Here is a 26,686-nt window from a genome sequence, read left to right on the forward strand (position 1 = left end):
CACCCCCCCCCCCCCCCCCCCCCCCCCCCCCGCCCCCCCGGCGCCCCCGCGCGCGCCCCCCACCACCACCCCCCCCACCCCCCCCCCCCCCCCCCCCCCCCCCCCCCCCCCCCCGCGGCCGAGGACCGCCTCGGCGCGGGTGCCGGCGTAGACGTCGGCGGTGTCGAAGGTCGTGATGCCGGCGTCGAGGGCGGCGCGCACGCAGGCCTGCGCGGCGTCCTCCTCGACCTGGCCACCGTGGGTGAGCCAGTTGCCGTAGGCGATCTCGGAGATGGTCAGGCCGGAACGGCCGAGGCGTCGGTACTCCACGTGACCCGACGCTAGCCCCGCGGCGCCCCGCCCACCCGCTCAGGTGCCCGACAGTCGCCCGGCCAGCCAGTCCGCCGCCGCGTGCGCCCGCTCGGGACCGGCCACGGCACGGACCAGCAGCACGCCGTCGAGGGCCGCCAGCAGGCCGGCGGCGGCCGCGGGGCGCTCGGCGTCGTCGACGTCGAGACGCGGCCCCACCCAGGCCAGCCAGTCCTCCGCGACCCGGCGGGCGAGGTCGGCGTAGGGCTGCCGCCCGCGCGCGGCCAGGCCCGACACCTCCAGGTACAGCCGGACGTGCGCCTCCGCTCCGGCGTCCTGCACCGACGCCCACAGGACCGGCAGGAGACGGCCGGGCGGGACGGCGTCACCGGGCAGGGCGGCGGCCAGGCCGGCCTGCAACTGCCGGCCGACCTCGTCGAGCACCGCGGACAGCAGGTTCTCCCGGGTGCCGAAGTAGTACAGGAGCATCCGGTCGCTGGTGCCCAGGGCCGCGGCGAGCGGGCGCAGCGACAGGGTAGTCACGCCCTCGCGGAGGACGTGCTCCACGGCTCCGGCCAGGTACGCCTCGCGCTGTCCCGGTTCCCTTGCCGCCGTCATGTAGCACACGCTACATTGAGACCCGTGTAGCAGGTGCTACAGAACCCACGGACGGAGGAGGCGGTCATGGACGGGACGACGGTGGCGACGCGGGTGGGACCGGTCCGGGTACGGCAGACGGCGACCGGGGGAGGGCCGGTCGTGCTGGCGGTGCACGGGCTGATGCTCGACGGCCGGCTGTGGGACGGCGTGGTCGGCGCGCTCGGGCCGGGGATCCGCGTCGTCGTCCCCGACCTGCCGCTGGGCGCCCACCGCCGTCCGGTGCCCGACCGGTCGGCGCTGACGCCGGAGACGGTCGCCGCCGCGCTGCTCGACGTCCTCGACGGGGTCGACGCCGACACCGCGGTGCTGCTCGGCAACGACACCGGGGGAGCGCTCGCCCAGCTGGCCGCCGCGGCCGCGCCCGGACGGGTGGCGGGGCTGGTGCTCGCGGGGTGCGACGCGTTCGAGCACTTCCCGCCCCCGCTGCTGCGCCCACTGCCGCGTGCCGTCCGCGTCCCGGGTGTGGCCGCGGCCGTCGTGCGCGTCCTCGGCGTCCCCCGGCTGCTCGCCGACCCGGGCCGGGTCAACCTCTTCAGCGTCCGCGGCCTCGGCCGGTCGCTGGTCGCCGACCTGCTGCACCCCGCCCGCACGGACGCGGGAGTGCGGGCCGACCTCGCCGCGTTCGTCGCCGCGGTCCGGCGCGGACCCCTGCTCGACGCCGTCCCGGCGCTGGGCCGGCTCCGGGTGTCCGCCGCCGTCGTCTGGGGCCGGCGCGACCGTGTCTTCCCGCCCCGCGACGCCGAGCGGCTGGCCCGGCTGCTGGGGACGGAGGTCACCTGGCTCGACGACGCCCGGACGTTCGTGCCGTGGGACCGGCCCGACGCGGTGGCCGCGGCCGTGCGCGACGTCGTCGGCGCCGTGGTGGCCTGACCGTCAGACGTCGGCGCCGAGGGCGACCTCGGGCTTGGGGAACCGCCAGCGGCGGATCATCGTGGCGCGGCTGACGCCGTACCAGACCACGCCCTTGGTCGCCTTCTGGTCGGGGAACCGCCGGGCGACCTCCCGCTTGATCCGCCGGCCGAGGAACACCGAGTCGACGATGATCACCAGGAAGAAGAGGAACCAGAGCAGCACCGTGTAGTTCTGCACCGCCGGGCTGGGGATGAAGTAGCCGACGAGGACGAGCGCGGCGACCGGCAGGAAGTAGCTGCCGGCGTTGCGGCGGGCGTCGACGAGGTCGCGGACCAGCCGGCGGACCGGGCCGCGGTCGCGGGCCGGCAGGTAGGAGTCGTCGCCGCGGGCCATCCCGGCGCGGGTGTCGGCGCGACGCTGCGCCTGCTGCTGGCGCGCGCGTGCGTAGGCCTCCTTGCGCGTGGTGGGCGGAGGCGGAGGCGGTCCGGGACGGCGCCCCTGGGCCTCGGTGCGCCTGGGCGTGGGCCGGCCCTTGCCGCCGGACTTCACCAGCGCGACGCCGTCGGCGGCGGTGTCCGGGGCGGTCTCGGTCGCCGTCGTCACGCGGTCCCGGCGCCCGGGCAGGCGGAGCTTCACGACCGTGCAGTCTACGGCGCCCCGCGCAGGGGACTGGCCCGCGCGGCCGCGCGCCGTACAGTGGAACAGGCTCCGCCACGGCGGTGTTGGCAGCGGCAGGGAGTGCCGCAACGGACGCCCTCGGATGTGGGAGGACAGAACATGACGGTGCAGGACACCGAGACCCCCGGCAGCACCGGCGTGCTGCTCAGCGAGCCGGCCGCCTCGAAGGTCAAGGCGCTGCTGGACCAGGAGGGCCGCGACGACCTGCGTCTGCGCATCGCCGTCCAGCCCGGTGGCTGCTCCGGCCTGCGCTACCAGCTCTTCTTCGACGAGCGGTTCCTCGACGGCGACCAGACCTACGAGTTCGGTGGCGTCGAGGTCATCGTCGACCGGATGAGCGGCCCGTACCTGGGCGGCGCGGTGATCGACTTCGTCGACACCATCGAGAAGCAGGGCTTCACGATCGACAACCCCAACGCGCAGGGCTCCTGCGCGTGCGGCGACAGCTTCCACTGACGGGAGGACCCCGTCGCCCCCCGGGACACGCTCCGCGCGCCCCGGGACCCAGCGGCGGGGCCGTTCCAGCACGTCGCCAGGAACGGCGCCCGTCCCCACCGGGGACGGGCGCCGTTCTGCGTTCTCAGAGCGTGACCGGGTAGTGCGTCTCCGGGACGTCGACGACGATCCGGTCCTCGACGAAGATCCCGTGCCACACCATGAACACCAGCACCGACCACAGCTGACGGGCGACCCGCTTGCTGGGCACCTCCTCGGCGCGCAGGCGGTCGAGCAGGCCGAGGACGACGTCGCGGTCGAGCCACTGCTGGGTCTGGCTGTCGGTGACGATGCCGCGGGCCCACTCGTGCAGCGGGCCGGCGAGGAACTCCGCCGTCGGCACCGGGAAGCCCAGCTTGCGCCGGTTCATGATCCGCGGCGGCACGATCTGCCGCATCGCCTGCCGCAGCGCGTACTTGGTGGCGTCCCCGCGCCGCGGCACCCGCTGCCCGACCGGCAGCGAGCTCGCGATCGCGAACACCTCGGGGTCGAGGAAGGGCACCCGCAGCTCCAGCGAGTTGGCCATGGTCATCTTGTCGGCCTTGACCAGGATGTCGCCGCGCAGCCAGGTGAACAGGTCGACGTACTGCATCGCCGTCACGTCGTCGTAGCCGGCCTCGCGGGTGCGCCGGTACAGGTCCTCGGTCACCGCGACGTGCGACAGGTCGGGGTCGCGGCCGGGCAGCAGCGCGGCGAGCTCGTCGTCGCGCATGTTGCGGGCGTTGCCGTAGTACCGCTGCTCGAGCGGGGTCGACGCGCGCCGCAGCAGGTCCTGCCCGCGCACGCCCTCGGGCAGCAGGTCGGCGATCCGGGCCATCGCCCGGCGGGCGGCCGGGGGCAGCCCCGAGGCCCAGGCCAGGCTGATCGGCTCGCGGTAGATGGTGTAGCCGCCGAACAGCTCGTCGGCGCCCTCGCCCGACAGCACCACCTTGACGTGCTTGCGGGCCTCGCGGGCGACGAAGTACAGCGGCACGAGCGCGGGGTCGGCCACCGGGTCGTCGAGGTACCAGACCACCTCGGGGATGGCCGCGGCGAACTCCTCGGCGGTGACCTCCACCGGCACGTGCTTCACGCCCAGGATCGACGCCGACTCCGCGGCGATCTCGACCTCCGACTGCGCCTGCCGCCGGAAGCCGACGGTGAAGGTCATCAGGTCGGGGTTGTAGCGGTGCGCCAGCGCGGCGATCGCCGTGGAGTCGATGCCGCTGGAGAGGAACGACCCGACGGTGACGTCGGCGCGCATGTGCTTGGCCACCGACTCGTCGAGGACGGCGGCGATGCGGTCGTACAGCTCCTGCTCGCCGCCGGCGGGCACCGGCCGCGGCTGCCAGGCCGGGTGGAAGTAGCGGCTGGTGGCCAGCTCGCCGTCGACGACGGTGAAGCTGGTGCCGCTCTCGATCCGCCGGATGCCGCGGTGCAGGGTCGCCGGCTCGGGGACGTACTGCAGCGTGAGGTAGTGCTGCAGGGACGCGGGGTCGACGCCGCCCGCCGCCGCGCTGCCGCCGAGCAGCTGCAGCAGCGCCTTCTTCTCCGAGCTGAAGACCAGCCCGCCGTCGGCGAGGCGCGCGGTGAACAGCGGCTTGATGCCAAAGGGGTCGCGGGCGCCGAACGCGGTGCCGGTCTGGGTGTCCCAGATGACGAAGGCGAACATCCCGCGCAGCCGCCGGACGACGTCCTGGCCCCACAGGTGGTACCCCGCGACGATGGTCTCGGTGTCGCCGTGGGTGGCCAGCTGCAGACCGGCCGCCTGCAGCTCCTCGCGCAGCTCGACGTAGTTGTAGATCTCGCCGTTGAACAGGATCCGGTAGCGGTCACCGGCGTAGGGCAGCGGCTGCGGGCTGCCCTCGACGTCGATGATCGACAGCCGGTTGAAGCCCAGGACGACGTGGCCGTCGGACCACACCGCGGTGTCGTCGGGGCCGCGGTGGTGCAGGCAGTGCAGTGCCTCGCGGACGTCGTCGACGTGGGTCTCGGAGACCCGGGGCGCGTCGGTGGACAGGTAGGCCAGCAGGCCGCACATGGGCGCAGGTCTCCCGGGGGATCGTGCCCGGCCGGTGCCGGACGGGGTCAGAGGCGCTCGCCGGCGCGGGTCGTGCGGGTGGCGATCCGCTCGGCGACGAAGGACAGGATCGGGACGGTGCCGGCGACCAGCACCAGGACGGTCCCGCGCAGGGTCCACCGGGCGCGCAGCGCGAGGTCGCAGGCGGTCAGGAAGAAGATCGCGTAGAGCCAGCCGTGGGCGGTGCCGATGACCGCGACCGGTCCGTCGAGGCCGGCGGCGTACTTGAGCGGGACGGCGACCAGGACCAGCGCGATGAGCAGCACGCCGACGATCCAGGCCATCACCCGGTACCGGGTCAGGGCGGCGGGGACGTCCCTGCCGACGCGGCGGGCCAGCGCCCGGGGGAGCCGGGACCGCGCCGTGGTCTGCGCGGCGGACTGCTCAGCTGCCACCGGGACCCCGCTGGCCCAGCGCCCGCTCGTTGAGCTCGGCGAGGTAGGCGTTGTAGGCGGCCAGCTCGGGGTCGCCGGTGGTGTCGATCCGCGGCCGCTGGTAGAGCACCACGGCGTTGCCGGGCTCGTCCTCGTCGGGGTCGCGGCGCAGTTCCTCGCGCACCATGCGCACGTAGAACCACAGGCCCATGAACCCGTAGAGCGGCCACTGCAGCGCGTAGCTCCAGTTGACCGCACCGCCGCCGTTCTCGGCCTTGCCCAGCTGCCAGGCGCCGAGGAAGAAGGTGGCGACGAACAGGGCGGCGACCAGCAGGTGCAGGAGCACCCACCTCGGGGTCAGCAGCCGCGTCCACACGCTTCCGACTCTAACCGCCCCGCCGGGTCCGACGGCGGCTCCGGGCGGACACCGGGCGTGCGCGGGCAGTGCATCTCGTCACCGCCGTCGTGTGCCGTCACCGCAGCCCCGGCCGACCCGCCGCTCCCGGGTCTCCGGTCGGCGGCCCCCGGGGGCGGTCGGATAGTCTCGGATCCGACTGGCGTCCGGCGCGAAGTCCGAAGTGGGGCACCCACCGGCGCGACGCCGGCAGAGCCGCCCGGGACGCCCGGGCGGAGGGACGAGGAGGCAGCGGGCAGTGGCTCGACGCAGCAGGCTCGCGCGGGTCGCCGCGCTCGGTCTCCTGGGGGTGCTCACCCTCACCGGGTGCGACCTCAACAACGAGTTCTGGCGCTTCGGTTTCCCCGAGGGCGTCACGGAGGAGGCCACCCAGGTCCGCGAGCTGTGGACCGGGTCGGTGATCGCCGCGCTCGTCGTCGGCTTCCTGGTCTGGGGGCTGATCATCTGGTCGGTCGTCTTCCACCGGAAGCGCGGCGACGAGCTGCCGCGGCAGACGGCCTACAACCTGCCGCTGGAGATCGCGTACTCCATCGTCCCGTTCGTCATCATCGCGGTCCTGTTCTTCTTCACCGTCTCGGTGCAGAACGACGTCCAGGAGCGCAGCGACGACCCCGGCGCCACGATCGCGGTCAACGCCTTCAAGTGGAACTGGCAGTTCGTCTACCCGGAGACCACCGGTGACGACGGCGAGCCGGTGAACACGGTCGGCTCCACCGACGAGATCCCGATCCTGGTCATGCCGGTCGACGAGGACGTCCGCTTCGAGGTCGCCTCCGCCGACGTCATCCACTCGTTCTGGGTGCCGGAGTTCCTCTTCAAGCTCGACGTCATCCCGGGCAACGAGAACGGCCGGGACAACGTGTTCGAGGTGCGCGCCACCGAGGAGGGCGCCTACGTCGGCCGCTGCGCCGAGCTGTGCGGCACCTACCACGCCTACATGAACTTCGAGGTCCGCGTGGTCAGCGCCGAGGACTACGAGGCCTACCTGGACGCCCGCGAGGCCGGCGAGTCCACCCGCGAGGCCCTGGAGTCCATCGGCCAGGACGGCGAGGCCACCACCACCCGTCCCTTCCGCGTGGGCGACGGGTACTACCAGCAGGCAGCCAACTGACGTGACCGGCGGAATCGACCACCGCACCGACGCTGCGCAGGGAGGACGACCGTGAAGGTCGAGGCGCTCATCTTCAACCTCATCGCGGTCTTCTGCATCGTCACCGCGGCCGTGTACGGCTTCTGGAGCCGCGAGCCGATCGGCACGACGGCGCTGATCCTGTCCGCGGGCCTCACCGGCCTGATCGGTGGCTTCTTCTGGTTCATATCCCGGCGCATCGACGCCCGGCCGGAGGACCGCAAGGACGCCGAGATCGCCGAGGGCGCCGGTGAGCTGGGCTTCTTCAGCCCGGCCAGCTACTGGCCCTTCGGCATCGCGCTGGGCGCGGCCATCACCGGCTACGGCATGGCCTTCTGGTACTACTGGCTCATCGCCATCGGCGTGGTCGCGCTGCTGATCACCATCGGCGGCCTGCTGTTCGAGTACTACGTCGGGCAGAACGCGCAGTCCAGCTGACCGTCCCGACCTCTCGAGGGCCCTCTCCCGCACCGCGGGGGAGGGCCCTCGTGCGTCTGCGGGGCTCCCGGACGACGGTGACCGGGGCCCACCGGCGTCGGCTGTGTGGCCCCGGCCTCCCCGCCGGCAGGGGTCCACCCGGTGGTACGGGGGAGCGGAGGAGCGCCGTGCGGCCCCTCAGGGGCCGGGACGGGCGGGGGTGGACGGCAGCGAGGGGGCGGTCACGGAGCCGCCTGACCGACGGACGGGCAGCGGCTGGGGCGGTCGCGCCGCCCTGCGAACACCCGGCGGACGCCGCGTGGGGCGCCGGCGCAGACGGCCCGCGAGGACCGGCGGCCGGGGAGCGGGGACCGGTGGCGCGGCCGGGCACACCGGGCGCCTGCCGCGTGGTCGTGCAGCCCGGCACGGAGAGGCCGGCCGGCACGGCCGGAGGACCTCCGTGGCCGCGTACGGCCCGCGAACGCAGCAGGGCCCCGGTGGAGAGACTCCACCGGGGCCCTGCTGGCCGCCCCTCTCAGGGCGTCGTGCTCAGTCGCGCGGCTCCTGAGGCCGGCCACCCTCGGACGGGCGGCCACCCTCGGAGGGACGCCCGCCGTCGGACGGGCGACCGCCCTCGGTGGGACGCCCGCTGGTGGTCAGCTCGCGGTGCGGGTCGGCCGGGGCCAGGCCCCGCTCCTCGCCGCGCTGCTCGAGCTCGACCGCCTGGGGCTCCTCGATGGGGGAGAAGAAGCCGCGGATGGCGCGCCGGGCGCCACCGACCTGGTTCATCTTCTTCGGCACCGGGGCGCCGCCGTAGGCGAGCTCGCCGTGGCCGTGCTCGTCGACCGGGCCGAGCGGCTGGTGGACCTCGATGAACTCACCGTGCGGCAGCCGGCGGATGACACCGGTCTCGATGCCGTGCTCGAGCACCTCGCGGTCGTGCTGCTGGAGACCCAGGCAGATCCGGTAGGTGATCACGTAGGCGATCGGCGGCAGGATGATCAGGCCGATGCGGCCGATCCACGTCATCGCGTTGAGGCTGATGTCGAACTTGTCGGCGATGACGTCGTTGGCGCCGGAGAGCAGCAGCACCACGTAGAAGGCGATCGCCATCATGCCGAGCGAGGTGCGCACGGGCACGTCGCGCGGGCGCTGCAGCAGGTGGTGCGACGCGGTGTCGCCGGTCAGCACCCGCTCCAGCATCGGGTAGGCGAGCAGGAGCGTGAAGATGATGCCCGGGAGCACCACGGTCGGCCAGAACAGCGCCGGGATGTTGTAGTTGCCCGGCAGGTAGATGTCCCAGGCCGGGAACAGACGCGTGGACCCGTCGAGGAACATCACGTACCAGTCCGGCTGCGAGGCGGCCGAGACCTGGGCGGGGTTGTACGGACCCCACAGCCACAGCGGGTTGATCTGCACCAGGCCACCGAGGGCGGCACACACCCCGAAGACGACGAGCAGCAGGCCGGTCGCCTTCCCGGCGAAGGTCGGGAAGAGCCGGTTGCCGACGACGTTGTGCTCCGTGCGGCCGGGGCCGGGGAACTGGGTGTGCTTCTGCTTGACCAGGATCAGCAGGTGCAGCGCGATCAGCCCGAGGATGATCGCCGGGATGATGAGCACGTGGGCGATGTAGAGCCGCCCGACGATCAGGTCACCGACGTAGTCACCGCCGAACACCGCCCAGTGCGCCCAGGTGCCGATGACCGGGATCGACAGGATGATCGCCGACATGATCCGCAGGCCGGTGCCCGAGAGCAGGTCGTCGGGCATCGAGTAGCCGGCGAAGCCCTCGAAGATGCCGAGGATCAGCAGCGTGACACCGATGAGCCAGTTGGTCTCCCGCGGCCGGCGGAACGCGCCGGTGAAGAAGATCCGCAGCATGTGGCAGACGATCGACGCCATGAACAGCAGCGCGGCCCAGTGGTGGATCTGCCGGATCAGCAGACCGCCGCGGACGTCGAAGGAGATGTCGAGCGTCGACGCGTACGCGATCGACATCTCGACGCCGCGCAGCGGCGCGTACGAGCCGTCGTAGGTGACCTCGGTCATCGAGGCCTGGAAGAAGAACGTCAGGTACGTGCCGGTGAGCAGCAGGATGATGAACGAGTAGAGCGCGATCTCCCCGAGCAGGAACGACCAGTGGTCGGGGAAGACCTTGTTCAGCGTCCGGCGCAGCGGACCGGCGACGATGAGCCGGTCGTCGACCTCGAGAGCGGCCCTGCCCGCGAGCGTCTTGGGCGCTCCCGGGGCGGTGGCGGTGCGAGCCATCAGATGCGCTCCCGGTTCCAGTAGGTGGGACCCACGGCCTCAATGTAGTCGCTGCGCGCGACGAAGAACCCCTCGTCGTCGACCGTGATGGGCAGCTGCGGCAGCGAGCGGGTGGCCGGGCCGAAGACCGGCTTGGCGCCCTGCGTGACGTCGAACTGCGACTGGTGGCAAGGGCAGAGGATGCGGCTGGTCTCCTGCTCGTACAGCGACACCGGGCAGCCGGCGTGCGTGCAGATCTTGGAGTAGGCCACGTAGTCGCCGTAGCCGAAGTCCTCCTGGCCCGCCCGCGGCACCGCCGCGTCCTGCTGCGAGGGACGCAGCCGGATCAGCATGGTGGCGACGTCGGTCTGCCGGTTGCCGCCGGGGACGGCCGGGAACACCGTCTCCAGCGAGCCGGGCACCTGGTCGCCGGGGCGGATCGGGGTGCCGTCGTCGCGGACCAGCCGCACGCCCTCGGCCCACGAGGTGGTGCCGAGCGGGTTGCCGCGGTTGGGGTTCTTGATGAGGCCGCCGAGCGGGGCGAGCAGCATCAGCCCGAGGCCGCCGCCCATGAACACCAGCGTCCGGGTGATCAGCTTGCGCCGCGCCAGGCCCGAGTTGTGCAGGCCGCCGACCAGGGTGGCGCCGGTGGTCACGCGGTCGAAGTGCGACCCGTCGTGCTTGTCCTGCACCGCCGTCTCGTGGGGCAGCAGCTTCTTGGTGTAGAGCACCAGCCCGACGCCGAAGAAGGTGAACGCCAGGCCCATGAGCAGGCCCAGCAGCGGCGTGTACAGGGTGCTGAAGGTGCTGCTGCCGAGCTCCCACTGCCAGTCGGGCAGGAACCAGCCGGCGCCGGCGTAGACCACGCAGAAGGCGAACGCCGACAGCCCGGCCAGGGCGAACATCAGCCCGACCTGGCGCACGGCGCGCTTCTCGACCGCCGAGCCGGGCTCGGGGCCCGGGTCGACGTGGAGGACCTCGACGTGGTCGTAGCGCGCGCCGAGCCGGTCGAGCTCCTCACGCGGCATCGCCGCGAGCTGCTCGGGGGTGTAGTCGTCGTCCGGGCCGCCGTAGAGCGGGCCGGGGGTGTCCGACCCGCCGGTGCTGCCGGGGCGGGTGTCGTGCGTGGTCACGCCTTGCTCCCCATCCAGAAGATCCCGAACATCAGCGCGGAGATGCCGACGACCCAGATGACGACGCCCTCGCCCACCGGCCCGATGCGGCCGATGCCGGCACCGCCCGGGTCGGGCATGTCGGTGACCGTCTGGATGTAGTTGATGATCGCCCGCTTGTCCTCGGGGGTGAGCTGGTTGTCCCCGAACACCGGCATGTTCTCCGGGCCGCTCAGCATGGCCGTGTAGATCTCGAGGTCGTTGGCGTCCTCGAGGCTCGGGGCGTACTTGCCCGAGGACAGCGCGCCGCCCTCGCCGACGAAGTTGTGGCAGGAGGCGCAGTTGAGCCGGAACAGCTCGCCGCCGGCCGCGAGGTCGCCGTCGCGCAGGTCGCCGGAGGGGAGCGTCGGGCCGCCGCCGTTGGCCTGCACGTAGGCCATCAGCTGGTCGATCTCCTCGTCGGAGAAGACCGCCGGCTTGTCGGGGGCCTGCGCGTCCTGGCGCACCAGCGGCATGCGGCCGGTGTGGACCTGGAAGTACACGGCGGCCTCGCCGACACCGATGAGCGACGGGCCGCGGTTGGGCACGCCCTCGAGGTTCTCGCCGTGGCAGCTGATGCAGCTGCGCTCGTACAGCTCCCGGCCGGCGGCCTCGGCGCTGGACTCGCTGCCCTCGGGCGCGGCCAGCGCGCCGGGCGCGACGACGGAGTACAGGGCGCCGGTGAGCACGAGGCCGGCCATCAGGCCGGCGACGTTGCCCAGCCGCCGCCGCTGCCTGGAGCGGCGGCGGACGCGGGCCGCCGCGGCCGGGGTGCCCTCGGCAGGACGGCGCGACCAGCGGGACCGGCGCGCGCCCTCGTCGGGCTGGGTGTCGGAGTGCGGGTTCGGAGTGGACACCGGTTCCCTAGCGGATCAGGTAGATCGTGGCGAAGAGCCCGACCCACACGACGTCGACGAAGTGCCAGTAGTAGGAGACCACGATCGCCGAGGTCGCCTGTGCCGGCGTGAAACGGCCCATGGTGGACCGGATGAGCACGTAGACGAACGCGACCAGGCCGCCGATGACGTGCAGCGCGTGGAAGCCGGTCGTCAGGTAGAACACCGAGCCGTACGTCGAGCTCGAGATCGACGTCCCGTGCTCGGTGACCAGCACCCGGTACTCGTTGAACTGGGCCAGGACGAAGACCAGGCCCATGACGAAGGTGATCGTGAACCACCGGCGCAGGCCGTAGACGTTGCCGCTCTCCGCCGCGAAGACGCCGATCTGGCAGGTGACCGAGGACGCCACCAGGATCAGCGTGAAGAACAGCGCGTAGGGCAGGTTCAGTTCGGTCGGTTCCGGGGGCCAGCCCTCGGTCGCGCGGGCGCGCGCGGTGAAGTACATGGCGAACAGCCCGGCGAAGAACATCAGCTCGCTGGAGAGCCAGATGATCGTGCCGACGCTGACCATGTTCGGTCGGGTCAGGGAGTGCACCCGCGAGGTGTCGAAGGTGCTGCTCGCCACGGGGGCCGTTGTCACGACGTCCATCATGGCATCGGTCGACGACGTGCACCGACCGTGGGTAGCACGGCGTGCCTGCACCGTGACCAGGCCGAGACCGTCCCCCGGACGGGCGTCGCGTCCCCCGGACCGGGCCCGCCCGGGCACTAGGCTGCCGGGCGTGATCGACGCGCCGGCCACCGTCCTCGTCTACAGCTCCCGGCCCGAGGTCCGCGAGGCCGTCCGCACCGCCGTGGGCCGCCGCCCGGCACCCGACGTCGGCCCCCTGCGGTGGGTCGAGTGCGCCACCGGGGAGGACGTCGTCGACACCGTCGACGGCGGCGGGGTGGACCTCGTCGTCCTGGACGGCGAGGCGCAGCCGACCGGTGGCCTCGCGCTGTCGCGGCAGCTCGTCGTCGAGGTCGCCGACCGCCCGGCGATCTGCGTGCTCATCGCCCGCCAGCCCGACCGGTGGCTGGCCCACTGGTCGCAGGCCGACGCCACGCTGGCCCTGCCGATCGACGCGCTGACCGCCCCCGAGGTCGTGGCCGGCCTGCTGCGCGAGCGGGCTGCCCGCGGCCCGCAGGCCCGACCTGCCCGCCGGTGAGCGCCCGCCCCGCCGCCGGACCCACGTGGCCCGGCCTGCTGTCGCGCCTGCTCGCCGGTGAGGACCTCACCGCCGACGACACCGCCTGGGCGATGCGCGAGGTGATGACCGGCGAGGCCACCCCCGCCCAGATCGCCGCGTTCGCCGTCGCGCTGCGCGCCAAGGGCGAGGCGCCGGCCGAGGTCGCCGGGCTGGCCGCGACGATGCTGGAGCGGGCCACGCCGGTCGACCTGCCCGTCGCCACGGTCGACGTCGTCGGCACCGGCGGCGACGGCGCGCACACCGTCAACATCTCCACGATGGCCGCCGTCGTCACCGCGGCCGCCGGGGTCCCGGTGGCCAAGCACGGCAACCGCGCCGCCTCCTCGTCGTCGGGGGCCGCCGACGTGCTCGAGGCGCTGGGGGTCGTCATCGACCTCCCCGCCGCGGCGGTGGCCCACTGCGTGCGGGAGGCCGGCATCGGCTTCTTCTTCGCGCCGGTCTTCCACCCCGGCTACCGGCACACCGCGGCGCCGCGGCGGGAGATGGGCATCGGCACGGTCTTCAACTTCCTCGGCCCGCTGACCAACCCGGCCCGGCCGGTGGCCGCCGCGATCGGCTGCGCCGACCCGCGGATGGCGCCGGTGCTGGCGGAGGTGGTCGCCGCGCGGGGCAGCCGCGCGCTGGTGTTCCGTGGGGACGACGGCCTCGACGAGCTCACCACCGCGACGACGTCGCGGGTGTGGGTGGCGCGCGACGGCGCGGTCACCGCCGGGGTGGTCGACCCCGCCGAGCTGGGCATCGCCACCGCCGGCCCCGACGCGCTGCGCGGCGGGACCCCCGCGCACAACGCCGAGGTCTTCCGGCGGGTGCTCGCCGGGGAGCGGGGGGCGGTGCGCGACGCCGTGCTGCTCAACGCCGCCGCGGCGCTGGCCGCCGCCGACGAGCGCGGGGGCGAGCTGACCGCCGCGCTGGCCGACGGCACGGCGCGGGCCGCGGCCGCCGTCGACGACGGCCGGGCCGCCGCCCTGCTCGAGCGCTGGGTCGCCGTCAGCCGCGCGGCCGCTGGGGGCTGAGCTCCCGTCGCGAGGCGCTGGAACGGCCGCCCTCCAGGGGCACGCGCCGAGCGGAGCGAGGCGTGGGGAGGAGGGCGGTCCTCCGTCAGGCGCCGGACTCGAGGCCGAGGGAGAAGGCGGCCTCGAGGTCGTGCTTGGAGTAGGCGCGGAAGGCGATGTGCGTCTCGGTCTCCAGCACGCCGGGCACCTTGTTGATCCGCCCGGCGATCACCTCGGCCACCTGGTCGAACTCGCGGACCCGCACGATCGCGACGAGGTCGACCTCCCCGGCGGTCGAGTAGACCTCGCTGACGCCGTCGAGCTCGGCGATCGCGGCCGCCACCTCGGGGATCGCGTCGGTGGCGGCGTCGACCATCACGATGGCGGTGATCACGCCGGCGATGCTATCCGTGACCCCTGCGGACCGCCGACGACCGACGGGCCCGCGACGATGCGCTCGGGGCGGGCGCGGGTGCCCAGCTGGCGGTCGTCGGCGAAGGGGTCGCGCAGCGCCCGGCCGGCGTCGACCCGAGCGAGGAAGCCGCTGAACCCGCCGGTGCCCGGCGCCGCGCAGGCCAGGGTGCCCTCCACCTCGACCAGCCGGGAGCCCGGCTTCTCCATCCAGCGCAGCACCAGCTCGGTCTCGTCGACCGAGGCGGCCAGCTCGCCGTCGGCGCCGGGGACGGTCTCGGCGGTGGCGCGCAGGACGGCCAGGGTGTCGCGCACCGACGTCCCCCGCGGGGCGCAGCCGGCCGACACCAGCCGGCCGCGGCGCACCACCGTGAGGTGCCAGCCGCCGTCGCCGTCGGGCCGGGCCAGGACGAACTCGGGGACGGCGGCCAGCGTCTGCAGCCGCTGCCGGCGGCGCACCGCCCGCACCAGGACCGCGACCCGGTCGCGCAGCACCGCGGCGTCCTCGTAGCGCTCCTCGGCGGCGAGCCGGTCGACGCGGTCGAGCAGCGGCTCGACCAGCGCCCGCGGGTCACCGGCCACCGCGCCCCGCAGCACCTCGGCGACCTCCGCGTACTCCTCGACCGACTGCGCGCCGGTGCACGGCGCGCCGCAGCGGCCCATCCCCGACAGCGCGCAGGCGCCGGTGCGCACCCGCGGCGACAGCCGGGCGGTGCACTGCCGCAGGGGCAGCGCCTCGTGGATGGCCGCCATCGCCATCTCGGCGGCCCGCCGGTCGGCGAAGGGGCCGAGGAAGACGCCGGCCCCGGGGCCCACCCGGCGCACCGCCGACAGCCGGGGGAAGGGCTCCTCGGTGAGCCGCAGCCACAGCGCCCGCTCGGGGAAGCGCGAGCGGCGGTTGTAGCGCGGCTTGTGCTCGGCGATCAGCCGCAGCTCCCGGACGGCGGCCTCGAGGTCGTGCGCGCACGGCACGGCGTCGACCCGCTGGGCCAGCGCCACCATCTCGGTCATCCGGCTGCGCTGCTCCCCGGAGGTGAAGTAGCTGCGGACCCGGGTGCGCAGGTCGTTGCTCGTGCCCACGTACAGCGGCTCGTCGCGCGGGCCGCGGAAGACGTACACCCCCGGGCCGGAGGGCACCGCGTCGGCCAGGTGCCGCTTGCGGCGCCGCTCCGGGTCGACCTGGCGGGTCAGGCCGGTGAGCTCCTCCAGCGACGTCACCCCGAGCGGGCCGAGCCGCTCGAACAGGCCGTGCAGGACGTCGACGGTGGCGCGGGCGTCGTCGAGGGCACGGTGGCAGGGCGCGGTGGAGGCGGAGAAGTACGGCGCGAGGGTGGCCAGCTTGCAGTTGGGCACCTCGTCGCGGGAGAGCAGCCGGCGGGCGAGGACGGCGGTGTCGACGGACGTGGACGCGGGCCAGACGGTGCCGGTCTGCTCGCAGGCGGCCCGGAGGAAGCCGAGGTCGAACGGCGCGTTGTGGGCCACCAGGACGGCGCCGCGGGCGAACTCGAGGAAGGCCGGCAGCACCGCGGCGATGCGCGGGGCGGTGGCCACCATCGCCGTCGTGATGCCGGTGAGCACGCTGATGTAGGGCGGCACCTCGCAGCCGGGGTCGACCAGCGTCTGGAACTCCCCGAGCACCTCGCCGCCGCGCACCTTCACCGCGCCGATCTCGGTGATCGCGCAGTCCTTCGGCGACCCCCCGGTGGTCTCCAGGTCGACCACGACGAAGGTGACGCCGGCCAGCGGGGTGCCGAGCTCGTCGATGGTGGTCTGGACCGGCGGCAGCGGCTCGTGCGGGGCCGGGCGGGAGCGGGGGAGCGGGCGGTCACCGTGGGCCGGTGCCTGTGCGTGTCGCGGCGACCGGGACCCGGCGCCGTCGGCGGGGAAGAGCACGGCGGGACGGTAGGCCGGGGGTCGGACAGTCCCGGGGAGGAGGGGGTCGCCGGCGGCCGACTCCGGGCGACGCGCCGGGCGACGCGCCGGGCCTCCGGACCCGGAGGGAGGAGCGGTGCGCGGAACGCTTGCGGGACGACGGCGGCGCGGACGACGATCCCCGGGCGGACCGTACGGTCCGGTCTCGCGGGGGGTGGTGCGGTGCGCCTGTGGTCCCGGTCGCGCGTGCAGCGCCGGGCCGCGCCCCTGACGCTGGTGACCGCGGCGGTGCTGGTGGCGCTGCCGCTCGCCGGACCGGCCGCCGCGACCCCCAGCGACCAGCCCGGGGGCACCAGCGGCGTCCTCGACAGCGAGGCCCTCGACCGCCTGCAGCAGCGGGCCGCCGAGGTGCAGGCCGACCTGCGGCAGCGGCAGACCGAGGTCGCGGCCGCGCAGCAGGCGCTGGCCGACGCGCAGGCCGGCGTCGACGCCGCCCGGGCCGCGGTGACCGCCGCGGAGGAGGAACTGGCGCGCCACCAGGACGACGTCGCCCGGTACGCCTCGGCGGCCTACCGCGACGGCGGCGCGTTCTCCCCGCTGAGCGTCCTGCTCTCCGGCGGCGACCCCGGCGACCTCGCCGCCGCGCTGGGCTACCTCGACGCCGTCGACGACCACGCCGCCGCGGTGGTGACCGCCGCGGAGCACCAGCGCCGGGCCGCCGTGGCCGAGCAGGCCGCCGCCGACGCCGCCCTCGCCGAGGCGCGGCAGCGGACCGACGCGCTCGGCGCCCAGGTCCGCGACCTCGAGGCGGCCGCGGACGCGGTCACCGGCGAGCTCGACGCCGCGCTGAGCGACGTCGACCGGCAGCTGTCGGACCTGCAGCAGCAGCAGCTCGACGTCAACCGGCAGACGGCGGCCAACTGGCGCGCCCACCTCGACCAGCTCGCCGCGGCGGGGGTGGCCTCGCCGCCGGCCGCGGACCTGCTCGACCCCGCGGGCGCCCTGCCGGCCGGGCTGGTGCCGGTCGGGTCCGCGTCGGGGGGCGCCCAGCGCGGTGCGGCGCAGTTCCCCCGCGAGCCGACGTCGCTGCTCGTGCTGCCGGCGCAGACGGTCGCCGCCGTCACCGCGGCCATGGACGCTCTGGGCCGGCCCTACGCGCCCGGGACGGCCGGCCCGGACTCGTGGGACTGCGGCTCGCTGGTCTCCACCGTCTACGGCTCGGCGGGGGTCGCCCTGCCCGCCGACCAGGCCGGTCTGTTCGCCGTCACCGTGCCGGTCGACCTCGCCGACGTCCTGCCCGGTGACCTGGTGTTCCTCGGGACGCCGGAGTCCGGCCTGGGCCACGTGGGCATCGCCCTGGACCGCGACACGATGCTGGCCGCCGACGCGCGGGCCGGCGCGGTCGTCGTCCGCCGGCTGCCGGCCGACGAGGTGCTGCACGTCGGGCGGCCGAGCCTGGGCACGCGCCCGGAGGAGCCCGCCCCGGGGCCGTCGGACGGCGCGCTGCGCGTCGAGTGCGGCAACACCGTGTACCCGCCGAGCTTCGACGGGGCCCGGGCCTGGGGCGGGTACCCCAACGGCCTCATCCCGCCGAGCGCGCTGTGCCCGCTGGGGGCCGGCGGGCACTCGCTGCGCTGCGACGCCGCCGCGGCCTACCGGGCGATGAGCGGGGCGTTCGCCGCGCAGTTCGGCGAGCCGATCTGCATCACCGACTCCTACCGGACCTACGCCGGGCAGGTCCGGCTCTACGGCGAGAAGCCGGCCCTGGCCGCGGTCCCGGGCACCAGCAACCACGGCTGGGGGCTGGCGGTCGACCTGTGCGGCGGCATCCAGACCTTCGACACCGCCCAGTACGCGTGGATGGTCGCCAACGCCGGCCGGTTCGGCTGGCTGCACCCCACCTGGGCCGATCCGGGCAACGGCCGCGAGGAGCCCTGGCACTGGGAGTACGCGGGCAGCTGACCGGGGACTGTCGGTGGCCGTCCCTAGCGTGCGCGGCGACCGACAGGCAGACCCGTCCCGGCCGCGACCCGTTCCCCGGGCGGCCGGGGCACCGGAGGGACAGGCCATGCTCATCGACTGCGACAGCTGCACCGCGCGCGGCACCGGGTGTGCCGACTGCGTCGTCACCGTCCTGCTCGGCGCGCCACCGGCACGGCGGGCCACCCCGCCGGTGTTCCTGCCGGTCCCGCCCGTCCCGGCCGCCGAGGACGCCGTCGTCGCCCGACCGGGTGTGCTGGTGGACCTCGACGACGTCGAGCGGCGTGCGGTGCGGGCGCTGGCCGAGGGCGGCCTGGTGCCTCCGCTGCGTCACCGCCCGGCCGGCCGGCGCCGCACCGGCTGAGCCGCAGGTGGACGCCGTGCGGGGTACACACCGGAGTGGCGTCGTGGCTCACTGTGCGTGTTCTCACAAACCGCAGGGGGCCCGTTTGTCACGACCTCACCACGTCCGTAGTGTGGCCGCGGCCGGCCGGGTGGTCGTCACCTCACGTGAGGTGACCTCGGCTGGTGACCGCCGAGTCGCCGGACGCCGCCTGCGGGTGTGCGCGAGGTGAGCCGGGGACCCACCGCAGCACTGGGGTGAGTTCTCGCGTGTCCCGGTCCACCGGGGCACGCGGATAGGGCACGTCTTCCCAGCCCGAACCCGTCAGCTAACTCGGTAGGCGGTTGCTGAGGAAGAAACGGAGAGCCGCCGCCCGTGGCGACCCCCCGCCCCTCCCTGGGGCATGCCCGCGCACAGTCCACCTCCTCCGCACCCGCGACCGCGCGCATCGCCGGTCCGCACCGCCCCTCCCGGCGCCGGCTCCTCGGCCGGGTCGCCCTCGCCGGCACCGCCGCCGCCCTGACCGTGACCCTGCTGCCCGGCACCGCGGTCGCCGACCCCGAGCGGGCCACCACCTCCGAGCAGGCCGCCGAGCTCGCCGCCGACGCCGGCCGCCGCCTCGAGGCGGTCAGCGAGCGGGTCAACGAGGCCCGGGAGGTGCTCGCCCAGCAGCAGGCCGCCGCCGAGGCCGCCGACCGCGCCCTCGCCGACGCGCAGGCGCAGCTGCAGGCCCTCGACGGGCAGATCCGCGAGGTCGCCCGCAGCGCCTACACCAGCAGCAACGACACCTTCGCCCAGCTGGACCTGCTGATGACCAGCGACTCCGCCGAGGACTTCGTCAGCTCGCTGGCCACCCTCGACCGCATCGCCGGTCACACCACCGACGTCCTCGCCCGGGTCGGCGAGGCCGCTGCGGCGGCGGAGCAGGCCCAGCGCGACGCCGACGCCGCCGAGGCCGAGGCGGAGGCCACGCTCGGCGACCTCACCGCCCAGGAGCAGCGGCTCGAGGACGACATCGTCGACTACCGGGCCCAGTTCGACGCGCTCACCGAGGCCGAGCGGCAGGCGGCCCTGGCCGCCCAGGCCGGCGCCGCGGCCGCAGCGGCCGAGGCTGCAGCGGCCGAGGCCGCCTCAGCCGGTGCCTCCGCCGGTGCCTCCGCCGCCGAGGCGCCGGCCGCGCCGGCCGGCGGGGCGCCCGCCGCGGCCGCTCCGGCCGCCGCCGCGCCGGCGGCCGCCGCCCCGGCCCCGGCGGTCTCCGCGTCCGGCGGGGGTAGCGGCGCCGCACAGACGGCGGTGCAGACGGCGCTCGCGCAGGTCGGTGACCCCTACGTGTGGGGGGCCGGCGGGCCGGACGCGTTCGACTGCTCGGGCCTGACCCAGTACGCCTACGCGGCCGCCGGGATCAGCCTCCCGCACTCCAGCAAGATGCAGTCGCAGATGGGCACCGCGGTCTCCCGCTCGGAGCTGCAGCCGGGTGACCTGATCTTCTACTACAGCCCGGTCAGCCACGTCTCGATGTACATCGGCAACGGGCAGATGGTGCACGCCTCCACCTCCGGCGTGCCGGTGAAGGTGGTCTCCGTCGACTCGATGGGCGGCATCACCGCCATGCGCCGCATCGCCTGACAACGGACCACCCTTCCCCCCACGCCTCGCAGGCTCGGCGCGGGCCCCTGAAGGGTGGCCGTTCCAGCACGTCGCCAGGGCCGGCGACCCGGTGGGTCGCCGGCCCTTGTCGTCCCACGGGCCCGGACGGCCGGGGGGCCCGCACGCCTAGGATCGGCGGGGTGAGCTGGGCGGGCGGGTCGGGGACCCGCCGGGCGGCCCTGCTCGTCGCGGCCGTGCTGGGCACGGCGTTCGTGGTCGTCGTCGCCGTCCGCACCCCCTGGGCGCCGCTGCCCACCCCGCCCGGGGGCGCGACCCCGCTCAGTGCCGACGCCGGCCTGCCGGCCGAGGCGGTGCGCCGGGCCGAGGCGTTCGTCGCCGCCATCCGTCCGGCCTCGCTCACCGGCCTGGTCCTCGGGCTCGCCGTCTCGGCGGTGCTCGGTCTCACCCGCCTGGGCAGCCGGCTGGTCACCGCCGTGGGCCGCCTCGTCGGCCGCCGCCGGTCCCTGACGGTGCTCCTCGGCACGGTCGTGCTGGTCGTCCTCGGCCGGCTGGTCACGCTGCCGCTGTCGGGGTACGGGGAGGTCGTCCGGCACCGCTACGGGCTGTCGACCCGGTCGTGGCCGCTGTGGCTGCGCGACGTCGCCCTCTCCACCGCCATCGACGCCGGCCTGACCGCGCTCGCCCTGCTCGCCCTGGTGACCCTCGCCCGCCGGGCGCCGCGCACCTGGTGGGCGTGGGCCGCGGCCGGCGCGGCGGGCCTCGTGGTCGCCGGCTCCTTCCTCTACCCGGTGGTCATCGAGCCGGCGTTCAACCGGTTCGAGTCGCTGCCGGCGAGCCCGCTGCGCACCGACCTGCTGGAGCTGGCCGAGGCCAGCGGCAACCCGGTCCAGGACGTCCTCGTCGCCGACGCCTCCCGCCGGACGACGTCGCTGAACGCCTACGTCTCCGGCTTCGGCTCCACCCGCCGCGTCGTCGTCTACGACACGCTGCTGGCCGAGGTGCCCGACGAGGAGATCGAGTCGATCGTCGCCCACGAGCTCGGGCACGTGGCCAATGACGACGTCCTCACCGGCACCCTGCTGGGCGCACTCGGCGCCGCCGCGGCGGTGGCGCTGCTGGGCTGGCTGCTGACCTGGACGCCGCTGCTGCGCCGCGCCGGCGCGGACTCGGCGGCCGACCCGCGCGTGGTGCCGCTGGTGCTGCTGCTGAGCGCCGTCGGGTCGCTGGTGGCCACGCCGGTGCAGAACCTGTTGTCGCGCCACGTGGAGGCCCGGGCCGACCTGTACGCCCTCGACCTCACCGGCGACGCGGCGGCGTTCGTCGCGGTGCAGCGGCGGCTGTCGGAGACCAACGTCTCCGACCCCAGCCCGCCGGCGGTGTGGCAGTGGTTCTTCGGCTCGCACCCGACACCGGCGGAGCGGGTCGCGATGGCGCAGGACTGGCTGCGGCTGGGCGAGCGGTGAGCCGCACGCTCGTCGTCACCAACGACTTCCCGCCGCGGCAGGGCGGCATCCAGACCTTCGTCGCCGCGCTGCTGGAACGCCGTCCGCCCGACTCGCTGGTCGTCCTCGCCTCCGGCTCCCCGGGCTGGCAGGCCCACGACGCGGGGCTGCCCTACCGGGTGGTCCGCCGCCCGACGGGGGTGCTCCTGCCCACCCCCGCCACCGCGCGCGCCGCCGCCGGGCTGGTCGCCGAGCACGGCTGCGACACCGCCTTCTTCGGTGCCGCCGCCCCGCTGGGCCTGCTCGCCCCCGGCCTGCGCGCGGCCGGGGTGCGGCACCTGGTGGGCGCCACGCACGGCCACGAGACGGGCTGGGTGGCGCTACCGGGTGCCCGGCAGCTCCTGCAGCGGATCGCCGGCGGCCTCGACGTGCTGACCTACATCAGCGACTACACCCGCAGCCGCCTGGAGCCGGCCCTCGGCGGGCGCACCCAGCTCGCGCAGCTCTCACCCGGCGTCGACGTCGACCGGTTCGGCCCGGCCGCCGACGGGACCGCGGTGCGCCGCCGGTACGGGCTGGGGGAGGGGCCGGTGGTGGTCTGCGTGTCCCGGCTGGTGCGCCGCAAGGGGCAGGACGTGCTGGTGGCGGCGTGGCCGCGGGTGCTGCAGCGCCACCCGGGCGCCCGGCTGCTGCTGGTCGGCGGGGGACCCGACGAGACGCGACTGCGGCGGGCGGTGACCGCGCGCGAGCTGCAGGCGTCGGTCGTGTTCACCGGCGCGGTGCCGACGGCGCAGCTGCCCGGGCACTACGCCGCCGGCGACGTGTTCGCGATGCCCTGCCGCACCCGCCGCGGCGGCCTCGACGTCGAGGGGCTGGGGATGGTGTACCTGGAGGCCGCGGCGTGCGGCCTGCCTGTGGTGGCCGGCACCTCCGGCGGGGCGCCGGAGGCGGTCCGCGACGGCGAGACCGGCACCGTGGTCGGCGACCCGCGCTCGCCGGAGGCGGTGGCCGCCGCGGTCACCGCGCTGCTCGACGACCCCGCACGGGCCCGGGCGATGGGCGCGGCCGGGCGGGCGTGGGTCGAGCGCCGCTGGTCCTGGACGACGATCGCCGCCACCTTCGCCGGGCTGCTCGAGCCCTGAGACGCCGCGGGCCCCCTCCCGCGGTGGGAGGGGGCCCGCCGGGCGTTCGACTAGCGGGTGTAGAGGGCCTCGACCTCGGCGTCGAACTCCTTGACGACCACCGAGCGCTTGAGCTTGAGGCTCGGGGTCAGCATCCCGTTCTCCTCGGTGAAGTCCGTGGCCAGCACCCGGTACTTCTTGATCGCCTCGGCCTGCGAGACGGCCTTGTTCGCGTCGGCGACCGCGGCGTCGAGCTCGGCCCGGACGTCGGGGTCGTCGACGAGCCGGTCGATCGGGGTGTCGGCCGGCTTGCCCTTGGACTCCAGCCACAGCGGCAGCGCCTCGGCGTCGAGGGTGATCAGCGCGGCGATGAAGGGCCGCTGGTCGCCGACGACGATGCACTGGCTGACCAGCCGGTGGGCGCGCAGCCGGTCCTCGAGGACGGCGGGGGCGACGTTCTTGCCGCCGGCGGTCACCAGGATCTCCTTCTTGCGCCCGGTGATGCGCAGGAACCCGTCGGCGTCGATCTCGCCGATGTCGCCGGTGTGGAACCAGCCCTCGCCGTCGATGGCCTCGGCGGTGGCCTGCTCGTTGCGCCAGTAGCCGCGCATGACCACGCCGCCGCGGATGAGGATCTCGCCGTCGTCGGCGATGCGGAAGGACACCCCCGGCAGCGGGCGGCCCACGGTGCCGATGCGCAGCGCGGCGTCGTGGTTGACCGACGCGGCGGCCGTGGTCTCGGTCAGGCCGTAGCCCTCGTAGACGGTGACGCCGATGCCGCGGAAGAAGTGGCCGAGGCGCTCGCCGAGCGGCGCGCCGCCGGAGATGGCGCCCTGGCAGCGGCCGCCGAGGGCGGCGCGCAGCTTGCCGTAGACGAGCCGGTCGAACAGCGCGTGCTGGATCCGCAGCCCGAGCCCGGCGCCGCCGGTGTCCTGGGCGCGGGACCACTCGACGGCGACCGTGGCCGCGCGGTCGAAGATCTTCCCCTTGCCGTCGGCGTCCGCCTTGGCCTTCGCGGAGTTGTAGACCTTCTCGAAGACCCGCGGGACGGCGAGGACGAACGACGGCCGGAAGGCGCCGAGGTCCTCCAGCAGGTTCTTCACGTCGGGCGTGTGGCCGGTGACCGTGCGGGTCTTGACCGCGCCGACCTGCAGGACGCGGGCGAGCACGTGCGCGAGCGGGATGAACAGCAGCACCGAGCCGTCCGCCCCGAGGAAGCGCTCGAGGAGCGTGATGCCGTTGTCGATCTCGAACAGGAAGTTGCCGTGGGTGAGCTCGCAGCCCTTGGGGCGGCCGGTGGTGCCCGAGGTGTAGATCAGCGTGGCCACGCTGTCGGCGCTCAGCGTCGCGCGGCGGGCGGTGAGCTCGCTGTCGGGGACGGCGGCGCCGGCGGCGGTGAGGGTGGCGACGGCGTCGTCCTCGATGACGTAGAGCGGGCCGAGGTCGGGGGCCTGCTCGCGCACCGAGTCGACGGCGGCGGCGTGCTCGGCGCGCTCCACGACCGCCGCGACGGCGCCGGAGTCGGCGAGGATCCAGGCCACCTGGTCGGGGCTGGAGGTCTCGTAGACCGGGACGGTCACCGCCCCCGCCGTCCAGATCGCGTAGTCCAGCAGGGGCCACTCGTAGCGGGTCTTGGCCTGCAGGGCGACCCGGTCGCCGGGCTGCACGCCCGCCGCGATCAGGCCCTTGGCGACGCCGGCGACCTGCTCGCCGAACTCCCGCCAGGTGACGTCCTCCCACCGGCCGTTCCGCTGCACCCGCAGGCCGACGTCGTCGCCGTGCTTCTCGACGTTCTCCGCCAGCATGTCGGTGAGTGCGGCGCCGGGGCTCACCTCGGTCGTCGCCGGGACGCTGTACTCGCGCACGCTCGGTCCTTCCTGCCCGCTCGGCCAGGGGCGCCGGTGCCCGCGGTCCGCGGCGGGACACGTCCCGCCGAATCTACCGGCTGGCCCTACCGGTGAGTAGCGGCGTCCCCGACGTCCACCCGGCAGGCGGAACCGCAGCGGTTAGCCTCAGCCCATGGCCGAGCAGTCCACCCAGTCGATCGTCGTCGCCGCCCCGGCGGCCGACGTCATGGCGGTGATCGCCGACTTCGCGGCCTATCCGCGGTGGGTGAAGGCGGCCCGCACCGTCGAGGTGCTCGAGCCCGGTCCCGGCGGACGCGCCCGCCGCGTGCGCTTCGTCATCGACGCCACCGTCCTCACCGACGAGTACGTCCTCGACTACACCTGGGACGACGACCGGCAGGTCTCCTGGAGCCTCGTGCAGAGCAAGATCATGAAGCGGCAGGACGGCTCCTACACGCTGACCGCGGCCGAGGGCGGCACCGAGGTCACCTACCGGCTCACCGTCGACATGGCGGTGCCGATGATCGGGATGCTCAAGCGGCGGGCGGAGAAGGTCATCCTCGACACCGCGCTCAAGGAGCTCAAGAAGCGCGTCGAGGGCTGAGCGCGTGCAGACCCTCCTGTTCACCGGGCCCGGCGGCGCCGGCACCACGACCGTCGCCGCGGCCGCCGCCGTCCGCGCCGCCCGGGCCGGCCGGCGCGTGCTGCTGGTGACCGCCCAGGAACCCCCCGCCGGGGCCGCCGGGGACGGCGTCGAGGTGGTGCGGGCCGACCCGCGCTCGGGGCTGGAGCGGCTGTGGGCCGGGTGGGGCGGCCAGCTGGCCGCCGCCGTCCCCGACGTGGAGCTGCCGCCGGTCACCTCCGTCGTGCCGCTGCCCGGCGCCGGGGAGCTCGCGCTCCTGGCCGCCCTCGGCCGCGCCGCCGCGTCGGGGGCGGACCTGGTCGTCCTCGACACCGGCCCGCTGGCGACGGCGACCGGGCTGGTCGCGCTGCCCGGCGCGCTGCGCTGGTGGCTGGAGCAGGCGCTGCCCACCCGGTTGCGGATGCTCGGCGCGGTGCGCACCGCCGCCGTCCGCGCCGGCACCGTGCGGCGGGGCGCCGTCGACGTCGGGCTCGACGCCGTCCCCGCGCTGGAGGACCTGCTCGGCCGGGTCGCCCTCGCCGACCCCGCCGCCACCGCCGTCCGGCTGGTCGCGGTGCCCCGGCCCGGTGCCGCCGCCGCGCTGCGCCGGGCGACCACGGCGCTGGCCGTGCACGGGCAGCGCCCGGTGGGCGTGCTCGCCCGGGTGCTGCCCGACCCGCCGGCGGGCGACGGCGGCTGGTGGGCGGCGCGGGCCGCCGAGCAGGAGGCCGAGCTCGCCGCGCTCGCCGGGGTCGCGCCGCTGCAGACCGTCGCGGAGTCCCCGCGGGCACCGGCGGGCGCCGGGGCGCTGGCCACGCTGCTGACCGACCTGCCGGGCCCGGCCGGCGGGCCGGCGGCCCCGCCGCCGGCCCCCGAGCGCGTGGACGGCGGCTGGCGGCTGGCGCTGCCGCTGCCCTTCGCCGAGCGCGCCGACGTGACGCTCACCCGCTGGGCGGACGACCTGGTGGTGAGCGCCGCCGGCACCCGGCGGTCGCTGCGCCTGGACGCGCTGCTGCGCCGCTGCGTGGTCACCGCGGGCAGCCTCGCCGCCCCGGGCACGCCGGCGGCGCGCCTGGAGGTCGGGTTCGCGGCGGACCCGCAGCTGTGGCCGGCCGACCTGCTGGCGGCGGTCGCGGCGGACACGGGCGGGGACACGGGCGGGGACACGAGCACGGGCACGGACACAGGGGGGACGCCGTGAGCGAGACGACCGACTGGGTCGAGCAGGCGCGCCGGCTGGTCGCCGGCCTGGGCCAGGGCGGCCTCGGCGAGGGCGGCCTGGGGCAGGTCTGGGCCGAGGTGCGCGGGGACGGGCACGTCCCCGGCGGGGACTGCCGCTGGTGCCCGGTGTGCCAGTTCGCCGCGGTCGCCCGGCGGCCGGAGGTGACCGAGGCGCTGGCCGACGCCCTGGTCAGCGCCGCCACCGCGCTGCGGACCCTCGCCGCGGCGGCCGCCGAGTCCGCCGCCGAGTCCGCCGCCGAGTCCGCCGCGCGCGAGGACGCCGCCCCGCCGGCGGAGGCCGCGCCGCCGCCCGCGCCGGTCCAGCACATCGAGATCGGCTGAGCGACGTCCGGCGAGGAGGCGGCCGCGCTGC

At 75.4% G+C, this 26,686-nt stretch carries 27 protein-coding genes and 1 riboswitch; of the genes, 14 read left to right on the forward strand and 13 right to left on the reverse strand.

Going from position 1 to position 26,686, the window contains the following annotated elements:
* The coding region (locus ACI780_RS21530) for an aldo/keto reductase (RefSeq protein WP_457005662.1) at positions 1 to 309 on the reverse strand (309 nt) is incomplete at its 3' end.
* Between the two features lie 39 nt (positions 310 to 348).
* A complete protein-coding gene (locus ACI780_RS21535; protein WP_457005664.1) occupies positions 349 to 906 on the reverse strand; it encodes a TetR/AcrR family transcriptional regulator in 558 nt (185 codons plus the stop codon).
* A gap of 66 nt (positions 907 to 972) precedes the next feature.
* On the opposite strand from ACI780_RS21535, the gene ACI780_RS21540 reads away from it, so the two are divergent.
* Positions 973 to 1,818 carry an alpha/beta fold hydrolase gene (locus ACI780_RS21540; RefSeq protein ID WP_457005666.1) on the forward strand — a complete coding sequence of 282 codons (846 nt, stop codon included), beginning with the start codon at positions 973 to 975 and terminating at the stop codon, positions 1,816 to 1,818.
* A gap of 3 nt (positions 1,819 to 1,821) precedes the next feature.
* Here ACI780_RS21540 and ACI780_RS21545 read toward each other — a convergent pair whose 3' ends face one another.
* Entirely contained in the window at positions 1,822 to 2,436 is a 615-nt protein-coding gene (locus tag ACI780_RS21545) for a DUF3043 domain-containing protein (protein WP_456870057.1), read from the reverse strand.
* A gap of 141 nt (positions 2,437 to 2,577) precedes the next feature.
* On the opposite strand from ACI780_RS21545, the gene ACI780_RS21550 reads away from it, so the two are divergent.
* Positions 2,578 to 2,934 (forward strand): HesB/IscA family protein, encoded by a 357-nt coding sequence (locus ACI780_RS21550; protein ID WP_091367274.1) that lies wholly within the window; start codon positions 2,578 to 2,580, stop codon positions 2,932 to 2,934.
* A gap of 124 nt (positions 2,935 to 3,058) precedes the next feature.
* Here ACI780_RS21550 and asnB read toward each other — a convergent pair whose 3' ends face one another.
* Genes asnB through ACI780_RS21565 form a run of 3 tightly spaced genes read right to left on the reverse strand, consistent with a single transcriptional unit; the run spans position 3,059 to position 5,782 of the window.
* Positions 3,059 to 4,993 (reverse strand): asparagine synthase (glutamine-hydrolyzing), encoded by a 1,935-nt coding sequence (gene asnB / locus ACI780_RS21555; RefSeq protein WP_457005668.1) that lies wholly within the window; start codon positions 4,991 to 4,993, stop codon positions 3,059 to 3,061.
* 47 nt (positions 4,994 to 5,040) lie between these two features.
* Complete coding sequence (locus ACI780_RS21560; protein WP_456870059.1) at positions 5,041 to 5,427, reverse strand: DUF3817 domain-containing protein; 387 nt, start codon at positions 5,425 to 5,427, stop codon at positions 5,041 to 5,043.
* Positions 5,417 to 5,782, reverse strand: coding sequence for a metalloprotease (locus tag ACI780_RS21565; protein WP_456870060.1), 366 nt, complete (start codon positions 5,780 to 5,782; stop codon positions 5,417 to 5,419). The genes ACI780_RS21560 and ACI780_RS21565 overlap by 11 nt, the downstream gene beginning before the upstream one ends.
* A 277-nt stretch (positions 5,783 to 6,059) precedes the next feature.
* On the opposite strand from ACI780_RS21565, the gene ctaC reads away from it, so the two are divergent.
* Both ctaC and ACI780_RS21575 read left to right on the forward strand, forming a co-directional pair.
* Positions 6,060 to 6,932 (forward strand): aa3-type cytochrome oxidase subunit II, encoded by an 873-nt coding sequence (gene ctaC / locus ACI780_RS21570; protein WP_456870061.1) that lies wholly within the window; start codon positions 6,060 to 6,062, stop codon positions 6,930 to 6,932.
* A 51-nt stretch (positions 6,933 to 6,983) separates the two neighbouring features.
* Positions 6,984 to 7,388, forward strand: a complete 405-nt coding sequence (locus ACI780_RS21575) for a cytochrome c oxidase subunit 4 (protein WP_456870062.1) — start codon at positions 6,984 to 6,986, stop codon at positions 7,386 to 7,388.
* Between the two features lie 528 nt (positions 7,389 to 7,916).
* Here the strand turns inward: ACI780_RS21575 and qcrB are convergent.
* Genes qcrB through ctaE form a run of 4 tightly spaced genes read right to left on the reverse strand, consistent with a single transcriptional unit; the run spans position 7,917 to position 12,244 of the window.
* Positions 7,917 to 9,635: a cytochrome bc1 complex cytochrome b subunit gene (gene qcrB, locus ACI780_RS21580; RefSeq protein ID WP_456870063.1), complete on the reverse strand. Its 1,719-nt coding sequence runs from the start codon at positions 9,633 to 9,635 to the stop codon at positions 7,917 to 7,919.
* On the reverse strand, positions 9,635 to 10,747 hold the full coding sequence (gene qcrA / locus ACI780_RS21585) for a cytochrome bc1 complex Rieske iron-sulfur subunit (protein WP_456870064.1): 1,113 nt from the start codon (positions 10,745 to 10,747) through the stop codon (positions 9,635 to 9,637). Before qcrA ends, qcrB begins: the two co-directional genes overlap by 1 nt.
* Positions 10,744 to 11,622 carry a cytochrome bc1 complex diheme cytochrome c subunit gene (gene qcrC, locus ACI780_RS21590; RefSeq protein ID WP_456870065.1) on the reverse strand — a complete coding sequence of 293 codons (879 nt, stop codon included), beginning with the start codon at positions 11,620 to 11,622 and terminating at the stop codon, positions 10,744 to 10,746. Before qcrC ends, qcrA begins: the two co-directional genes overlap by 4 nt.
* Positions 11,623 to 11,629: 7 nt before the next feature.
* The gene (gene ctaE / locus ACI780_RS21595) at positions 11,630 to 12,244 is read right to left on the reverse strand and encodes an aa3-type cytochrome oxidase subunit III (protein WP_281252194.1); all 615 of its coding nucleotides are present in this window, start codon (positions 12,242 to 12,244) and stop codon (positions 11,630 to 11,632) included.
* 142 nt (positions 12,245 to 12,386) lie between these two features.
* On the opposite strand from ctaE, the gene ACI780_RS21600 reads away from it, so the two are divergent.
* Together ACI780_RS21600 and trpD are read left to right on the forward strand one after the other, a co-directional pair.
* Positions 12,387 to 12,812 (forward strand): hypothetical protein, encoded by a 426-nt coding sequence (locus tag ACI780_RS21600; protein WP_456870066.1) that lies wholly within the window; start codon positions 12,387 to 12,389, stop codon positions 12,810 to 12,812.
* The gene (gene trpD / locus ACI780_RS21605; RefSeq protein WP_457005673.1) at positions 12,809 to 13,867 is read left to right on the forward strand and encodes an anthranilate phosphoribosyltransferase; all 1,059 of its coding nucleotides are present in this window, start codon (positions 12,809 to 12,811) and stop codon (positions 13,865 to 13,867) included. Before ACI780_RS21600 ends, trpD begins: the two co-directional genes overlap by 4 nt.
* An 85-nt stretch (positions 13,868 to 13,952) precedes the next feature.
* Here the strand turns inward: trpD and ACI780_RS21610 are convergent, their stop codons facing one another.
* Positions 13,953 to 14,240, reverse strand: coding sequence for an Lrp/AsnC family transcriptional regulator (locus ACI780_RS21610; protein WP_456870068.1), 288 nt, complete (start codon positions 14,238 to 14,240; stop codon positions 13,953 to 13,955).
* Positions 14,237 to 16,150, reverse strand: coding sequence for a DEDD exonuclease domain-containing protein (locus ACI780_RS21615; protein WP_457005676.1), 1,914 nt, complete (start codon positions 16,148 to 16,150; stop codon positions 14,237 to 14,239). Before ACI780_RS21615 ends, ACI780_RS21610 begins: the two co-directional genes overlap by 4 nt.
* 201 nt (positions 16,151 to 16,351) lie before the next feature.
* On the opposite strand from ACI780_RS21615, the gene ACI780_RS21620 reads away from it, so the two are divergent.
* The 5 genes from ACI780_RS21620 (at position 16,352) to ACI780_RS21640 (ending at position 22,644) form a co-directional block, all read left to right on the forward strand.
* Entirely contained in the window at positions 16,352 to 18,091 is a 1,740-nt protein-coding gene (locus ACI780_RS21620) for a D-alanyl-D-alanine carboxypeptidase family protein (RefSeq protein WP_457005678.1), read from the forward strand.
* A gap of 106 nt (positions 18,092 to 18,197) precedes the next feature.
* A complete protein-coding gene (locus tag ACI780_RS21625) occupies positions 18,198 to 18,473 on the forward strand; it encodes a hypothetical protein (RefSeq protein WP_457005680.1) in 276 nt (91 codons plus the stop codon).
* A gap of 159 nt (positions 18,474 to 18,632) precedes the next feature.
* Positions 18,633 to 18,811, forward strand: a riboswitch (cyclic di-AMP (ydaO/yuaA leader).
* A 16-nt stretch (positions 18,812 to 18,827) separates the two neighbouring features.
* Positions 18,828 to 20,078 carry a C40 family peptidase gene (locus ACI780_RS21630; RefSeq protein ID WP_457005682.1) on the forward strand — a complete coding sequence of 417 codons (1,251 nt, stop codon included), beginning with the start codon at positions 18,828 to 18,830 and terminating at the stop codon, positions 20,076 to 20,078.
* A 161-nt stretch (positions 20,079 to 20,239) separates the two neighbouring features.
* Entirely contained in the window at positions 20,240 to 21,523 is a 1,284-nt protein-coding gene (locus tag ACI780_RS21635; protein ID WP_457005684.1) for a M48 family metalloprotease, read from the forward strand.
* Positions 21,520 to 22,644 (forward strand): glycosyltransferase family 4 protein, encoded by a 1,125-nt coding sequence (locus ACI780_RS21640; RefSeq protein ID WP_457005686.1) that lies wholly within the window; start codon positions 21,520 to 21,522, stop codon positions 22,642 to 22,644. Before ACI780_RS21635 ends, ACI780_RS21640 begins: the two co-directional genes overlap by 4 nt.
* A 50-nt stretch (positions 22,645 to 22,694) precedes the next feature.
* Here ACI780_RS21640 and ACI780_RS21645 read toward each other — a convergent pair whose 3' ends face one another.
* Positions 22,695 to 24,488: an AMP-dependent synthetase/ligase gene (locus ACI780_RS21645; protein WP_457005688.1), complete on the reverse strand. Its 1,794-nt coding sequence runs from the start codon at positions 24,486 to 24,488 to the stop codon at positions 22,695 to 22,697.
* A gap of 154 nt (positions 24,489 to 24,642) precedes the next feature.
* On the opposite strand from ACI780_RS21645, the gene ACI780_RS21650 reads away from it, so the two are divergent.
* Genes ACI780_RS21650 through ACI780_RS21660 form a run of 3 tightly spaced genes read left to right on the forward strand, consistent with a single transcriptional unit; the run spans position 24,643 to position 26,655 of the window.
* Positions 24,643 to 25,074, forward strand: coding sequence for an SRPBCC family protein (locus ACI780_RS21650; RefSeq protein ID WP_456870076.1), 432 nt, complete (start codon positions 24,643 to 24,645; stop codon positions 25,072 to 25,074).
* Positions 25,075 to 25,078: 4 nt separating this feature from the next.
* The gene (locus ACI780_RS21655) at positions 25,079 to 26,293 is read left to right on the forward strand and encodes an ArsA-related P-loop ATPase (protein ID WP_457005690.1); all 1,215 of its coding nucleotides are present in this window, start codon (positions 25,079 to 25,081) and stop codon (positions 26,291 to 26,293) included.
* Positions 26,290 to 26,655 (forward strand): hypothetical protein, encoded by a 366-nt coding sequence (locus ACI780_RS21660; protein WP_457005692.1) that lies wholly within the window; start codon positions 26,290 to 26,292, stop codon positions 26,653 to 26,655. Before ACI780_RS21655 ends, ACI780_RS21660 begins: the two co-directional genes overlap by 4 nt.
* Positions 26,656 to 26,686: the final 31 nt, after the last annotated feature.

The sequence above is a fragment of the Geodermatophilus sp. SYSU D00814 genome (genome assembly GCF_054050055.1).

What these genes read in the sequence shown, in the direction of transcription:
- ACI780_RS21535 (WP_457005664.1), bottom strand. Translation starts at nt 906, where the DNA reads ATGACGGCGGCAAGGGAACCGGGACAGCGCGAGGCGTACCTGGCCGGA.
- ACI780_RS21540 (WP_457005666.1), top strand. Translation starts at nt 973, where the DNA reads ATGGACGGGACGACGGTGGCGACGCGGGTGGGACCGGTCCGGGTACGG.
- ACI780_RS21550 (WP_091367274.1), top strand. Translation starts at nt 2,578, where the DNA reads ATGACGGTGCAGGACACCGAGACCCCCGGCAGCACCGGCGTGCTGCTC.
- asnB (WP_457005668.1), bottom strand. Translation starts at nt 4,993, where the DNA reads ATGTGCGGCCTGCTGGCCTACCTGTCCACCGACGCGCCCCGGGTCTCC.
- qcrB (WP_456870063.1), bottom strand. Translation starts at nt 9,635, where the DNA reads ATGGCTCGCACCGCCACCGCCCCGGGAGCGCCCAAGACGCTCGCGGGC.
- ACI780_RS21625 (WP_457005680.1), top strand. Translation starts at nt 18,198, where the DNA reads ATGCTCATCGACTGCGACAGCTGCACCGCGCGCGGCACCGGGTGTGCC.
- ACI780_RS21650 (WP_456870076.1), top strand. Translation starts at nt 24,643, where the DNA reads ATGGCCGAGCAGTCCACCCAGTCGATCGTCGTCGCCGCCCCGGCGGCC.